This window comes from Bacteroides sedimenti, from assembly GCF_040365225.1.
In the GTDB taxonomy this organism is placed as follows: domain Bacteria; phylum Bacteroidota; class Bacteroidia; order Bacteroidales; family Bacteroidaceae; genus Bacteroides; species Bacteroides sedimenti.
Window position 1 is genome coordinate 3,088,737 of record NZ_AP028055.1, and the last position, 15,865, is coordinate 3,104,601.

At 38.1% G+C, this 15,865-nt stretch carries 10 protein-coding genes; all 10 read left to right on the forward strand.

The window, feature by feature from the left end; genetic code table 11:
• Nucleotides 1-35: 35 nt before the first annotated feature.
• The 10 genes from ABWU87_RS12360 (at nt 36) to ABWU87_RS12405 (ending at nt 15,844) form a co-directional block, all read left to right on the forward strand.
• Complete coding sequence (locus ABWU87_RS12360) at nt 36-2,549, forward strand: phosphodiester glycosidase family protein (RefSeq protein WP_353331151.1); 2,514 nt, start codon at nt 36-38, stop codon at nt 2,547-2,549.
• Between the two features lie 376 nt (nt 2,550-2,925).
• Nucleotides 2,926-3,798: a hypothetical protein gene (locus tag ABWU87_RS12365; RefSeq protein ID WP_353331153.1), complete on the forward strand. Its 873-nt coding sequence runs from the start codon at nt 2,926-2,928 to the stop codon at nt 3,796-3,798.
• An 11-nt stretch (nt 3,799-3,809) separates the two neighbouring features.
• On the forward strand, nt 3,810-6,221 hold the full coding sequence (locus ABWU87_RS12370) for an Ig-like domain-containing protein (RefSeq protein WP_353331155.1): 2,412 nt from the start codon (nt 3,810-3,812) through the stop codon (nt 6,219-6,221).
• A 333-nt stretch (nt 6,222-6,554) separates the two neighbouring features.
• Nucleotides 6,555-7,400, forward strand: coding sequence for a hypothetical protein (locus tag ABWU87_RS12375; RefSeq protein WP_353331157.1), 846 nt, complete (start codon nt 6,555-6,557; stop codon nt 7,398-7,400).
• 248 nt (nt 7,401-7,648) lie between these two features.
• The gene (locus ABWU87_RS12380; protein WP_353331159.1) at nt 7,649-9,505 is read left to right on the forward strand and encodes a PQQ-binding-like beta-propeller repeat protein; all 1,857 of its coding nucleotides are present in this window, start codon (nt 7,649-7,651) and stop codon (nt 9,503-9,505) included.
• Nucleotides 9,506-9,547: 42 nt separating this feature from the next.
• Complete coding sequence (locus tag ABWU87_RS12385) at nt 9,548-11,011, forward strand: glycosyltransferase family 2 protein (protein ID WP_353331161.1); 1,464 nt, start codon at nt 9,548-9,550, stop codon at nt 11,009-11,011.
• A complete protein-coding gene (locus tag ABWU87_RS12390) occupies nt 11,008-11,955 on the forward strand; it encodes a DUF4922 domain-containing protein (RefSeq protein ID WP_353331163.1) in 948 nt (315 codons plus the stop codon). The genes ABWU87_RS12385 and ABWU87_RS12390 overlap by 4 nt, the downstream gene beginning before the upstream one ends.
• Nucleotides 11,952-13,265, forward strand: a complete 1,314-nt coding sequence (locus ABWU87_RS12395; RefSeq protein WP_353331165.1) for a SpoIID/LytB domain-containing protein — start codon at nt 11,952-11,954, stop codon at nt 13,263-13,265. Before ABWU87_RS12390 ends, ABWU87_RS12395 begins: the two co-directional genes overlap by 4 nt.
• A gap of 20 nt (nt 13,266-13,285) precedes the next feature.
• Complete coding sequence (locus ABWU87_RS12400; protein ID WP_353331167.1) at nt 13,286-14,587, forward strand: MFS transporter; 1,302 nt, start codon at nt 13,286-13,288, stop codon at nt 14,585-14,587.
• Between the two features lie 18 nt (nt 14,588-14,605).
• Nucleotides 14,606-15,844 carry an exo-beta-N-acetylmuramidase NamZ family protein gene (locus ABWU87_RS12405; protein ID WP_353331169.1) on the forward strand — a complete coding sequence of 413 codons (1,239 nt, stop codon included), beginning with the start codon at nt 14,606-14,608 and terminating at the stop codon, nt 15,842-15,844.
• The last annotated feature ends 21 nt before the right edge of the window (nt 15,845-15,865 follow it).

The following is a 15,865-nucleotide window of genomic DNA, read 5'->3' on the forward strand; positions in this document are numbered from 1 at the left end:
TTACGTACAAATAGATACAATAAATACTGACATTTATGAAAAAACAAGCAGGATATCTAATCTTATTCTTTATAAGTTTCGGATTACAGATTTTGGCAAGAGGTCCAATTAATATTCAGGGGATTTCAAAGGCTGTTGATACGTTGGCTTACAGACAAGTAGGCCCGGGGACGTTCTATACATATATGCGTCTTCCCGAACTTCCTATTAATGTTCATATGATGACTATTGATCTAAATAATCAGTATAATACAGTTGAGACATTTCAGGCAAATAACCGTGTTGGGAGTACTGAAAATATGACTAATGCTTATACAAGAATGTCATCGGCAAGACATGTGTCAATTGGTAGCATTAACGGTAATTTTTGGGTTGTTGCAGGTCAAGGACAACCCGATGTGCTATTGGGAGTACCTTACAGTGGTAGTGCCCGCAATGGTGAGATGATTACTGAGCCAAGTAACTGGAATCGTGGTCGTGGAACAACTCAAGAAGAGCTCCTGAATGAAATAGGTTTTGCCGCAATTGATGAAGATCGTAAGATGTGGATCTGTGATATGGGTTTTGACGGGAAAGTATCAATTGAAGGAGTAGGAGAGTATCCTATTTCTGAAATAAACAGAATCAGAAAAACGGATGAACTGGTTTTCTTCAATAGTTATGTGGGGCAGACTACCCGAACAGACGACACAGGAACCGAAGTCTTTATCAAACCGGTTGAAGGGCAATCGTGGGGGGTAAATAAAGAAACTTTATGCGAGGTTGTTCGCATTGTGAAAGATAAAGGTGCTAATGCCCTTGAAGCGGGCGAATCGGTTCTTTCTGGAAATGGTAAAGCAAAGACATTTCTTGAGAACCTGACTATAGGAGCCAAGATTAAAGTAAACATGGGCGTCTATACTCTTGTTGATAAATTAAGACCAGTTGTAAAAGAGATGGTTACAGGTAATGCGTTGGTAATGAAAGATGGTAACTTAACATATAGAAATACCAATGAAGCATACAATTCTCAGCTATATCCAAGAACCGGTATTGGCATGTCGGCCGATAAAAAAACAGTGTATCTGATAGTTATTGACGGAAAGTCTTCTGTCTCAGTGGGTGCAAGTACAGCGACAATGTGTGAGATATTAAAAGCAGCTGGCGCAGTTAATGCCACAAGTATGGACGGTGGTGGATCTGCACAAATGATGCTTAGGGGAAAAATCGTGAATGCGGCTGCTGATGGTAAAGAAAGAGCTGTTGCTAATGGCTGGATGCTTTTTTCTACAGCCCCTGCTGATCCCGAAATATCGAAAATTGAATTCTCTGATTATAAGTTGACAATCCCGGCAAATTCTAGCTACCGCCCCTCTTTTCTGGGATATAATCAATATGGAGAATTAATAAATGAAAATTTAGAAGGAGTGACCTTGAGTTGTGAACCTACTTTGGGGAAAGTTGTTGATGGACAATTTCAAGCATCGGGTGCTCCCCAGAAGGGAAAACTGATTGCTCGTTATAACGGGATTGAGAGTCAAAAAGAGATTACAATTCAAACTTCAGAGATGTCTATTCGCCTTGACTCGGTTCTGTTGGACAACAGAAAAGGTTATCCAATAGAAGTTCTTGCAAAGTCGGGTGATCTGTTGTTTAATGTCGACCCTGCGTCTTTGGAATGGGAAGTGAAGAATCCAGAAATATGTAAAATAGACAATGGTGTTTTAACAGGTTTATCAAATGGAACAACCCTTGTTCGTGGACAATTTGGCAACTTTAACGACAGCATTAAAATTATTACAGAGATTCCTCCTGCAGACAAACTTTCGATGGATGTGATTAACGATTTGTCTGTATGGACGGTGAAAGGCTCATCAAATATTTTAAATGGAATGCTCACATCATCAACATTCCCAACCACAATTAGATATACCTATACAGCCGGACGCTCTCCCTATGTTCAGCTTTATAAGGAAACAAAGTTGTACAGTATTCCCGATTCTATTAGAGTTGTTTTGAACACGGGTACAAGCGGAGTTTTGAAAGCAATTGTTACAGTAAGGGCAAATAATCAAATTAGTTATTCTCCGATTGAGTATACCGGAATTGAAGCAGGAAAAGATTATGTTTTAAGCTTGCCAATGGGGAAGCTAATGAGTGATGTAAATGATCGAGCTTGTTATCCTGTTTATTTTGAAGGATTAAAGCTTATGTTGAATACAGCGACTCAAGTTGCAAATCAAGTTTATGAAATTGCAATAAAAGAGTTCTCTCTTGTATATGGTAATATCAATGTTGGCTTTACTAATCCGGAACTTATTTCGAAGTTCAGAATATATCCGAATCCTGCAACAGAGGGAGTTGTTTATGCATTAGTTTCTGATGACAACTCTCAGCCAACTCGAATAGAATTATATGATCTTTCTGGAAAACTGATGCGTTCAGTGAACATTAAAAAAGTTGGAAGCGATGAGATAAGATTCTCTCTTCAGGGTATATCATCAGGAACATATCTAATTAAATTATGTAACGGGAATAAAAGCGAAGTTGTAAAACTGGTTGTGAGGTAATAGAAATAATTATAATCCTAAGATCTAAAAGAATGATGAAAAAAACGTTTTTAGCTTTCATTGCTTATATTATTGCTATTTCTGTAAATGCTCAAGCGCCGAATTGGGGAGTTGCAGATACTTAGTTCTCAACCACTCAACCGGCTGGTGAGTATACATGTTCTGTTCCTTTTAACGGTATTAATCCGGGCATCTATATGCTGCAGATGATTCTTAACGGTAAAATGGAAGTCTTGAAATTTGTTGTTTCAAAATAATCTCATGAGATCGGATTTTCTTATTTAAGGCATATTAGGCTGAACCGATCACATGATTTTCTTATAAAGTAAATTAGAGAGTTAAATTTATAATCCGTTAAAAACAGATTTTTTTTATTATGAAAACAAAACTAGTAATGTTTTTTCTCTTATGCACCTGTACACTATATGGACAGAGCATTAAAGTAAAGAAGCACTATTCGGCTGCTTCTGAGTATAAAGGGAAAGCTTTCTATCCAGTATTCAATCCGGATGGTACAAAGCTGCTTTTTACTTCAGGGAATTATCGTGGACTGAACCTTTGTGATTTACAGACAAATGAGGTTAAAATGATTGCTGATAATGAAGGTGCTGGATTTTCTCCTTCCTTTAGTAAGGATGGCAAGAAGATATATTATAGACAGGTAAGTAGAAAAGAAGGGCGCCAGTACAAAACACTAATGAGCTTTGATGCAGTAAGTAAGAAAAATGAAGCACTGAGCGAGCCTGTTCGTACTACAAAAGAGCTGACCGTTATTCAGAAGAGAGCGATGAAAAGAGGAAGCACTCCAACAATCTCAGTAAGTACAGAAAATCTTAAAATAGTCCTTTATCGTGATGGGAAAAGAACAGAAATGGAGCCGGTTGGAAAGGTTGCGGGCTATATCTGGACATCTCTCTCACCTAATGGTAAGATGATCCTTTTTACCGCAGCATCAAAAGGGACTTTTGTATGTGATCTGTCTGGAAAGATTATAGCTTCACTTGGAAAGATGAATGCCCCTGTTTGGTATGATAACAATTATGTAGTTGGAATGGAAGATAAGGATAATGGCGATTTTGTTGTTTCCTCCAAGATAATTATGGCATCAATTGATGGTAAAGTGAAACAGACATTAACCTCTGACGACAAAATAGCTATGTATCCAGCTGCTTCTTCTACAGCTAAACGCATTGCTTATTGTACTTTGAATGGAGACCTTTATGTAATGGAAATTGAAATTAACCAATGATTTTGAATATTATGAAAAGATTATATAGTGTTATTATTTTCTTTCTTTTTTCTATAGCCACTATAATGGCTCAGAATTTACAAGGAACGATAATATATGTAAATCCAGGGCATGGAGGGTATGACAGTGATGACAGAAATATGGTAATTGCACCATTTACATCTGGTGATCCAAAAGGTTTCTGGGAGTCTCAGAGTAATTTGGATAAAGGGATGCAGTTGGCTGATATGCTACGAAATGCAGGAGCCACAGTTTATACTAGCCGCGTGACGAATACAACGGCGGATGATTTGTCTTTGAGCTTAATTGTTCAGATGGCAAATGAAGCTGATGCCGATTATATGCTTTCTATTCACAGTAATGCCGGTGTTACAAATTATATACTTCAACTTTATGCCGGAGTTGATGCAGGCGATACATATACTTACCCAACTCCAACTCCATATTCTAATGAGAGCAAGGCTATAAGTACTATTATTGCCAATAACCTGTATACTAATAAGGTTAATACATGGGCTTCGGCTCCAACTATCAGAGGCGATAAAACATTTGCTCGAACCGCTATGAGTTGGAGTGACGGATATGGGGTTTTGCGTGGTCTAACCGTCCCTGGTTGTATTTCCGAGGGTTCTATGCATGATTATATTCCAGAGACTTATCGATTAATGAATATGGAATATAAGTGGTTGGAAGCATGGCATTTCTTTAAGTCATTCTGCGATTATTTCAAAGGGGGAGAAATCCCAACAGGGAATATTGCCGGGTCTGTACACGATAGCCGTAATAAAAATCTGGCCAATTATTATAAAATGAGTGGAAGTAAGGACGAATTGCTTCCTTTATGCAAAGCGAAGGTTACATTGTCTCCTGGTGGCTCTGTTTATACAACCGATGATTTATATAATGGCGTTTTTGTATTTAAAAACCTGACTCCAGGCACTTATGAAGTGAAAGTCGAGATGGATGGTTATTATTCTAAAACTGATACTTTGGAAGTAAAGGCTAATGAGACTATCTATCTGAACTCTATGCTCAATATGATTAGAAGTACACCTCCTGAGGTTACAAATTATTCTCCTAAGGTTGCATTAACCGATTCCGTTGTTTGTAGTACCCCGGTAGTCTTTGAATTTAACTGGGATGTGGATGTTGAATCGGCTATTAAAGCATTTTCTATCACTCCTTATGTGGAAGGAACAATCTCTTTTGAAGATAGCCAGCATCGAATGATTTTTAAACCTAATAAACCGTTTGATAAATCAACACTTTATACAGTTAAACTGGATAAAAGTCTAAAGCATCCTGGAGATATCACTATGGTTCAAGATTTTTCTTTCCAGTTTATGACTAAAAATAGAAATAGACTTGAGATGTTTGCAAATTATCCGAAAGCCAACGATAATGTTTATTATGTCAAACCAAATTTTGAATTCCGTTTTGACCGGGAGCTTGATCCGTTAACTATACGTGATGCAATTAAAGTATATGATTCAAAAGGGGTTGAGCTTGCAAAAAACAGCAGATCAATAAAGACAAATAAGCTGGCAGCTCCATATGGATCAAATTCTTTTATGCTGAACTCCGATTTGATTCCAGGAGAAGTTTATAAAATTACTTTAAACAGAAGCGTTATTGATCTTGAGGGAATAGATATTGTAGATCCAATTGAGTATACTTTCAAAGCAGCTGATGTGAAGGTTACAAATAAATCGATTGCGGAATCTTTCGAGGCTACGGGTTTACTATCATTTGATGCCGCTGTAAGTTCTGATGTGACGTCCGCTTCTGTAGCGCGTTCTACAAGCCAGAAGCTTTTTGATACGTCATCCTATAATTTCCTGTATACATTTGCTGGTTCATCTAATGGAAGTGCATTATATAAAATTGCAAATCCTACAGTGATAGTGAACTCTTCGAAAGTTCTAGGTGCTCACTTATATGGTGATCTGACTGGGAATGAGGTCTACTATCAGCTTACCTCAGGTGAAGATATTCAGTATGTCAAATTGTCGACTTTAAACAGTTATGGATGGGAATATACTGAATCATCTTTAAGTTCTTTATCAGAAGGAAAGGATTATCTGCTTACGGGAATTAAAATTGAGCAGAAACGTTTGCCTTTAACTTCTTCCGGTAGCTTCTATCTTGATAATCTGCTACTTTATGATGGACTAATAAATTCTCTGCCATCGACACAAAACGTTGGGATTAAAGTTTATCCAAATCCTGTTTCAGATATTTTGTATGTTTCTTCTTCTGAGAATATTCGCTCTCTTGAGTTATATTCTTTGAATGGTGTTGTTATGAAGAAAGTAAATTCATCAGTTATGAATGTAGCTGATTTAGCAGCGGGAACATATATTCTTAAAATAGTTGTGGGTGACAAAGTGTATTCTCGGGCCATTATAGTTTCCAGAAACTAACTAGGTGATTCCCTCTTCCTGATATACCGATTATTCGTTTATCAGGGAGAGGGGTTCTAAAATGATAATTACGAGGCAATATTTTTATACCTTATTCGTATGATATTTTATGAGTTCAGATGCATTTCCTTTTTTTTAATACTTCTTTAAGAATTGCTGTTAATAAACATACTTAAAAACCAATGTATTAAAAGGTGTATTTCTTGTGTATTTGAAAGGTAATTAATAATTTTGTGGCCACAATGTAATATAGTGGGCTAAAGTCTGAACAATTATCATAATAATGTAAAACATGGTTGTTAATTAGTCGTAAAAGTAACATAGAGTATTAAAATGAAATTGATAGCGGAGAGTGGTTCGACTAGAACTGAATGGGCTTTAGTTGAAGGAGACCATGTATTAGAACATATTTTTACTGAAGGCATTAATCCCTTTTTTCAATCAAGAAGAGAGATTAGCCGAAGTGTCCGACTAGAATTGCCCGACTCTTTTTTTAGAAAAAGATATGAACAGGTATATTTTTATGGTGCAGGATGCTCTTCTGCAGATAAAAAAGGGATCTTAGGTGCTTCCCTTGTCGCTCAGTTTAAATCGCCAATCCAGGTAGAAAGCGATCTGCTGGCCGCCGCTCGTGGATTATTAAAGAATGAAGCCGGAATAGCTTGTATTCTGGGAACTGGTTCAAATTCATGCTTTTATGACGGTACCAATATTGTTAAGCATGTTCAATCATTAGGATATGTATTAGGAGATGAAGGCAGCGGTGCTGTTATGGGAAAAAAGTTTCTCGCCGATTGTTTGAAAAACCTTGCTCCTGAAAATTTAATTGAGGCCTTTTATGATAAATTCCGTGTATCTTCTGATGATGCACTTGAATATGTATATAACCGGCCATTTCCAAATCGCTTCTTGTCAACTTTTTCTTATTTCTTATTTGAACATCTGGATGACGAGTATGTATATGAGCTTGTTTGCCAGAATTTCAGAGATTTTTTTACCCGAAATGTGATGCAGTATGATTACCTAAATTATCCGGTTCGCTTTGTTGGCTCTGTTGCATACAATTATGCAGAGGTCTTGACAAAGGTTGCATTGGAATTCGGAATCAGAATTGAGACAATTGAAGAAACGCCGATGGCTGGACTTGTTGAATTCCATACTTTAAATTGTAGGCTGTGATTTTTTAACTTATAAATAAGTCTTTTGTTAGTCTTTTATTCTATTTATTAAAATTATTGATTTTGTGCATTATTAAATTTGCTTAATGCATGTGAATAGCATATTCAAAAATGTTACAATATGCAAAAAAAAGAATCTAATTCATAAAAAGTTAAATAATTGTTTCTGATTCCAAAATTATTGTTCTACATTTGTTTCATACGAGTTGAGCATGTTTCTTTGTATAATAACACCCTAATTTTATAGTTATGAAAAAACTATTCCTATTACTTTTCTTGTGCTTTATTTTGAGCCCGTTAAGAGGAGAAGGTTTTCGTTTTGCATTACTGACCGATTTGCATTTAAATTCGGATTCATTGGCTTACAATGACTTGAAAAGGTCTGTTGACCAAATTAATAAGATCGGCAAGATTGATTTTGTAATTGTATCAGGTGATGTGACTGAAGAGGGTGATCGTGCATCATTAAAAAAGGTGAAGTTTTTGCTTGATCAGTTGAAAGTGAAATATTATATAACTTCGGGAAACCATGAAACCAAATGGAGTGAATCGGGGGCAACAGATTTTGGACATACCTTTGGTTCAGACCGATTCAGGTTCGAATATAAAGGATTCCTCTTTTTAGGTTTTAATTCAGGGCCTGTTCTACGAATGGCCGATGGTCATGTTTCACCTCAGGATATTGTCTGGATGAAAAATGAGATGCGGAAAGTTGGAAGGGAGAAGCCTGTAATTATAGTAACTCATTATCCATTGCAAGATGGCGATGTAGATAACTGGTACGAAGTTACTGATGCTATTCGCCCGTTTAATGTCCGGGCTGTATTAAACGGCCATTATCATAGCAACCGTATGTTGGCTTATGATGGTATTCCTGGAATCATTAATCGGTCGAATCTTCGTTCAAAAGATAAAGTTGGGGGATATTCAGAATATGAAATAAATTCGGATTCTATACTTGTATACGAGCATAGAATAGGTGAAGCACCTAAGAAGTGGGGAGGTTATTCTCTGAAAAAGAACTATTTTTCAGCTGATAATTCAACTTACAAACGTCCTGACTATTCAGTTAATCGCGAATACAATAATGTAAAATCGAAATGGGTGATAAAAAGCGATGCAGGTATCTATTCATCACCTGTTGTATATAATGATAATGTGTATGTGGGTGATGACTTGGGATTCCTGAGTTGTTACTCTTTAAAAGATGGTAAGAAAAAATGGCGATTCCAAACAGGTAACCGAGTTGTAGGGACTCCCGCGGCAGCTGACGGAATTGTTGTTTTTGGATCAGCTGATAGAAATATTTATGGTTTAAATGCCAAAAACGGAAACATGCTCTGGAAGTTTCAGGCAAATGAAGCGGTGTTGGGAGCTGTATCCATTGCGGATGGAATTGCCTTTATTGGAGCAAGCGATCGTTCGTTTAGAGCACTGGATATAAAGACCGGAAAACTTAAATGGGAATATACAGGTCTAAAAGGATATGTCGAAACCCGTCCTTTGATTTATCAGGGAAAAGTGATTTTTGGTGCATGGGATAATAATTTGTATGCTCTCGATCAGATTTCAGGTAAAGAGATCTGGAAGTGGAACGGTAATCTTACCCGGATGCACTTTTCTCCTGCGGCAGTATGGCCGGTTGCTGCGAATGGGAAAGTATTTATAACAGATCCTCAACGGGCTATGACAGCTATTGATCTGACAAGTGGTAAAACCATTTGGAGAACATTTCAATCAAAAGTGAGAGAAACGATCGGGCTCTCAGAGGATTATAAGCGTGTATATGGTAAAACCATGCAAGACAGTGTTGTTTGCTTCTCTACAGAAGGTAATCTCCCGAAACAAATTTGGGCCACGGATGTGAAGTTCGGTTATGAACACGCTCCATCCATGTTGCAGGAGAAAGAAGGGGTAGTGTTCGGAAGCACTAAAGGTGGAATGATCTTCGCCTTGGATGCATTTACCGGAAAATTATTGTGGAAGCATAAAATCTGCAATTCTCTTATCAATACTGTGGTTCCATTGAATGCAACTTCTTGTGTTTTTACAAGTACAAGCGGCGAAATTGGAATATTAAGTACTTCTGCATCCAAAAAGAAATAAATTATAATAGAATCAAAAAATAGAAAATAATACGATACCAATATGAGAACCTTAATGAATTGTTTTATCCCTTATATGGGAATTGCGCAGGCAGAACTGACTATAAATAATTTAAAATCGAGTGAATTAGTAAACAAGATCTATTTACTTGTTACCGAAGAACTGACAGAACAGATTGATGGATGTGAGCTATTGCTTGTGCCTTCCTTAAATTCTACTGCAGCTATTCGTAAAATTGCAGAACATTCAGATTCTGCTTATTCACTTATATATACAAAATATACAACTCTGGAGTTGGGTATGTTTGCTCTTGAACGCATGTTGCATATAGCTGAAGATTCTGACGCAGGAATGGTTTATGCAGATCACTATCAGGTAGTTGGTGAAACGAGAAATGTATGTCCCGTAATCGACTGTCAGGCTGGTAGCTTGCGTGATGATTTCAATTTTGGTTCTGTGTTGGTTTATAAGGCCGATCTTCTTAAAGAGGCCGCAAAAGCAATGAGTACTGATTATCAATATGCAGGATTGTATGATTTACGTCTGAAAGTATCTCAGAAAGCTTCACTGGTACATATCAACGAATATCTTTATTCCGAAGTGGAATTTGATACTCGTAAAAGCGGTGAAAAGATATTTGATTACGTAGATCCTAAAAACAGAGGCGTGCAGATTGAAATGGAAGCTGCATGTACGGAACACCTAAAAGAAATTGGAGGATATTTGGCTCCTGAATTCAAGCAAATAGAATTCAATGCTGGTGACTTTGAATACGAAGCATCTGTCTTGATTCCTGTTAGAAACAGAATTCGTACAATCGAAGACGCTATTCGTTCAGTACTGAATCAGAAAACGAATTTCAAGTTTAATCTGATTGTAGTTGATAACTATTCAACCGATGGAACCACAGAGATAATTGAGAAATACGCTTCTGACGAACGTCTGCTTCATATCATTCCAGAAAGAAAAGATTTAGGAATCGGTGGTTGCTGGAATCTAGGTGTTCATCATCCGAAATGTGGAAAATTCGTAGTTCAGTTAGATAGCGATGATGTCTATAGTGATGAAAACACACTACAGAAGATGGTTGATGCATTTTATCAGCAAAATTGCGCAATGGTAGTTGGTACCTATATGATGACTGATTTTAATATGAATATGATTGCTCCAGGAATTATTGATCATAAGGAGTGGACTCCAGAAAATGGCCGCAACAATGCATTGCGAATCAATGGCTTAGGAGCACCTCGTGCTTTCTATACTCCGGTACTAAGAGATGTGAAAGTCCCAAATACTAGCTATGGTGAGGATTATGCCCTTGGATTGAATATTTCACGAAAATACCAGATAGGACGTATATATGACGTTGTTTATTTATGTCGCCGCTGGGATGATAACTCTGATGCATCATTAGATATCGTTAAGATGAATGGCCACAACACATACAAAGATAGAATCCGTACTTGGGAACTTCAGGCTCGTATTGCTTTAAATAAGAAAAGATGAAAAGAATCGTCACATCTGCCCAAGTATTGGAATTGCTTCAAAACCAGCTGAATGTCTGGGAAGTTGCACGCAATAACTACGATGCATTAAAGCAGGTCAGGGTTAAAGAACTGGTTTTCGACCAGTTCAGAATCCTGGTTCAGTTTAATCCGGCCCGAATCGTTTCTTCAGCTGCAAAGGTTGATACAAAATCAATCCAGGAACGCAAGTGTTTCCTTTGTGAGGAGAATCGGCCGGCAGTGCAGGAAGGCATTCCTTTTGGAGATAAGTATATTGTACTGATCAATCCGTTCCCGATATTTCCGAAGCATCTAACAATTCCTGCATATAAGCATGTTGATCAACGCATTCAGGATAGATTTGGCGATATGCTTGATTTGGCATATAACCTGGATGAGTTTAATGTTTTCTATAATGGGCCAAAATGTGGAGCCTCGGCACCAGATCATGTTCATTTTCAAGCTGGGAGTAAAGGATTTCTGCCCATCGAAAAAGAATGGAGAACGTTTGCCGGCAATCCTTTGCTCGAGTATCATTCTGCAAACCTCTATGTGTTAAATAATTACCTGAGAGGTACAATGATCATCGAGTCAACAGAAAAAGAGAGTGCGGTTAATTTATTCGGAAAGATTTATGATTCTCTTCAGGTAAAACCGGATGAAACAGAACCGATGATGAATGTTCTGGTGTGGTATGATACTGATAAATGGGTCATTGCTGTGTTCCCGCGAACACAGCACCGTCCTTCATGCTATTCAGCACAGGGGGATAATAATATATTGATTAGTCCGGCTTCCGTAGATATGGGTGGAGTATTTATTACCCCATTGGAAAAAGACTTTGAAAAAATAACTGAAGATGACGTTCGCTCCATCTTACAGGAGGTGTGCATGGACGAGGCAGAACTTAAAGAGCTTATTGAACATCTTAAACCAACATTATGAATGAGCCAAAAGTAAGCGTGGGGATTATGTTTGAACCACAAATCGATTTTGTGTTGCAAGGAAATTATTTATGCAACGGCATGACTCTTTCCGGGATTCAAACGGCAGGTTATTCTGATGGGAAAATTGTGTGGAATGGTTCCTCATACGATGAATTGTTGTTCGAACCCACTGAATGCTCTTCAGATTCGTTCGAGTTGCAGGATGTTACTATCGGGATTAACTTTCACTGGGAACGAAAAGAAAACCAGCGTTTCCGCGGAGCATTGAAGCTGATTGTAGAAAATGAAAAACTCTCAGCAATCAATCTGCTTTCTGTTGAAGACTATCTTATCAGCGTGATTTCTTCAGAGATGAGCGCCACTGCTTCTGTCGAACTGTTGAAAGCACATGCAGTTATTTCCCGCAGCTGGTTATTGGCTCAGATTCAGAAAAATAATGAGATTGCTGATACTAAGTCTGAATATATTGCGTTTTCTCAGACAGAAGACGAATGCATTAAATGGTATGACCGTGAAGATCATGTAAACTTTAATGTTTGCGCCGATGATCACTGTCAGCGTTATCAGGGGATTACTCGTGCTTCCACTCCCAATGTGGAAATGGCTGTTCGCAATACTGCAGGAGAGGTGCTGATGTCGGGTACAAGAATCTGCGACGCACGTTTCTCAAAGTGCTGCGGAGGTGCTGTCGAGGAATTCCAATATTGCTGGGAGGATGTGAAACACCCGTATCTAGTGAAACTTCGTGATGATAAGACTGGCGCGGTTTTACCTGATTTGACAAAAGAAGTCGAAGCTGAAAAATGGATTCGTACCTCACCGGATGCATACTGTAATACTACAGATAAGAGGATCCTTTCTCAGGTACTAAATAATTATGATCAGGAAACAACTAATTTTTATAGATGGAAGGTTTCTTATACCCAAAATGAGCTCTCAGAACTGATAAAAAAACGTTCTGGTGTTGATTATGGGGAGATTGTTGACTTATTACCGATTGAAAGAGGGACTTCCGGTCGTTTGGTGAAAATGAAAATAGTGGGTACAAAACGCACGCTTACCATTGGTAAAGAACTTGAGATCAGAAGAACACTATCCGCATCTCACCTGTATAGCTCAGCATTTGTTGTGGAGAGGGAAAACATTATCAACCAAATACCTAGAAGGTTCAATCTGATTGGTGCCGGATGGGGGCATGGAGTAGGTCTTTGCCAAATAGGTGCCGCAGTAATGGGAGAACAAGGATTTTTATACGATCAGATTTTGTTGCACTATTATGTTGGTGCTTCAATAAATAAATTATATTAGGTTTTTATTAGGAAAATATTATGAAGAACAGAAAAGTATCACCTTGGGCCTGGATCCCAACTCTATATTTTGCCGAAGGTTTGCCATATGTAGCCGTTATGACAATTTCGGTAATTATGTACAAGCGTTTAGACATTTCTAATACAGACATCGCGTTATATACCAGTTGGCTCTATTTGCCGTGGGTTATTAAACCTTTCTGGAGTCCTTTTGTCGACCTTCTTAAAACAAAACGTTGGTGGATTGTAACAATGCAGTTGCTGGTAGGTGCTGGCTTGGCAGGAATTGCCTTTACCATTCCAATGCCTAACTTCTTTCAGCTTACATTAGCGGTGTTTTGGTTGGTTGCATTTAGTTCCGCAACTCACGATATTGCAGCTGACGGCTTTTATATGCTGGCATTGGATGTCCCGCAACAAGCATTGTATGTTGGTATTCGTAGTACTTTTTACAGGGTTGCTACAATATTCGGTCAAGGAGTTCTTATTGTATTGGCAGGAGTTATGGAAACCTGGACAGGTAGTATTCCATATGCCTGGTCTTTGACGTTCTTCATCTTGGGTGGATTATTTATCGCCTTTTGTCTTTATCATAAATTTATCCTTCCTGTTCCAGGTACAGACAAATCTGCAGTCAACAATGTTACGGCCGAAAATATTTTTAAGGAATTTCTTGCTACATTCATATCATTCTTTAAAAAAAAGCAGGCTGGTGTTGCTATACTTTTCATGTTGCTTTACCGATTCCCGGAGGCACAGTTGGTTAAATTAATTAATCCATTTTTGCTCGATCCTTTAGAAAAAGGAGGATTGGGACTGTCAACTGCCGAAGTGGGAATCGTTTACGGAACTGTAGGTATTGTGGGTTTGACCATTGGTGGAATCATCGGAGGTATCTGTGCTTCTAAAGGAGGATTGCAACGTTGGTTGTGGCCAATGGCATGGAGTATCTCACTTACTTGTCTTACGTTTGTTTACCTTGGATATTTCCAGCCACAGAATCTGATTATTATTAATATCTGCGTGTTCATCGAACAGTTTGGATATGGTTTCGGTTTTACCGCGTACATGCTCTACCTGATCTATTTCTCTGAAGGAGAACATAAAACCGCTCACTATGCAATCTGTACTGGTTTTATGGCATTAGGAATGATGTTGCCAGGTATGGCTGCAGGATGGTTGCAGGAGCATATTGGATACGAGAAATTCTTTATTTGGGTGATGATCTGCTGTGCAGCTACCATTGCGGTGTGTGCATTCATCAAGATTGATCCCGAATATGGAAAGAAAAAAGAAGTGACTAATGAATCTGAATCGAAATAATATTTAAAACAGAAAACAATGAAACTAAAATATATATTTACGTTGGCTCTTGCCACGTTGTTTGCTAGCACTGTTTCTGCGCAAAAAATCCGGATTAAAACAGGTATTGAGGTTTTAAAAGAACAAAACTTCAAGATCCTTAAAGGCAAGCGTGTTGGATTAATCACCAACCCTACTGGGGTAGATAACAACCTGAAATCAACGATTGATATTCTTCATGAAGCAAAGAACGTAAACCTGGTAGCTCTTTTCGGTCCGGAACATGGAGTACGGGGAGATGTACATGCCGGAGATCATGTTGATAGCACAAACGATCCAACAACTGGTTTGCCTGTTTACTCTTTATATGGTAAAACACGTAAGGCTACTCCAGAAATGCTAAAAGGAATCGATGTGTTGGTATACGACATTCAGGATATTGGTTGCCGTTCTTTCACTTACATCAGTACCATGGGGTTGGCAATGGAAGCTGCTGCCGAGAACAATATTGAGTTTGTTGTATTAGACCGTCCGAATCCAGTGAATGGATTGAAAGTTGAGGGTAATCTGACTGAAGATGGGTTTGTCTCTTTTGTTAGCCAGTTTAAGATTCCTTATGTATATGGCCTTACCTGCGGCGAGTTGGCACAGATGTTGAATAAAGAGAATATGCTGAAAAAACAATGCAAACTGCAGGTGGTAAAAATGAAGGGTTGGAAGCGTAAAATGGATTATGTTCAGACTGGTTTGCAGTGGATTCCTTCATCTCCACATATTCCTCATCCACATTCAGCTTTTTTCTATCCAATTTCAGGAATTGTCGGTGAATTAGGTTATCTGTCAATTGGCGTAGGATATACTATCCCGTTTCAGATGTTTGCTGCTGAATGGATCAATGCAGATGAATTCGCAAAAAAGATGAATGGGCTCAATCTTCCGGGTGTGAAGTTCCGCCCGATGTACCTTAAACCATTCTACGCAGTAGGACAAGGAAAAAATCTTCAAGGTGTACAGGTTCATATTTTCGATTATAATAAAGTCGCTCTTTCAGAAATTCAATTTTATGTAATGCAGGTATTGGCAGAGCTTTATCCCGATAAGGCAGTTTTCAATAACGCGGATGAAAAGCGGTTTAATATGTTCGATAAAGTGAGCGGAAGCGATCAGATTCGTCTGCGTTTTGCTAAGAATAATAAGTTTGAAGATATTAAAGAATATTGGTACAAGGATGTGGCAAACTTTAAAAAGCTTTCACAGAAGTACTATCTGTATAAATAAGTGATTTGTTCAAATTAGATC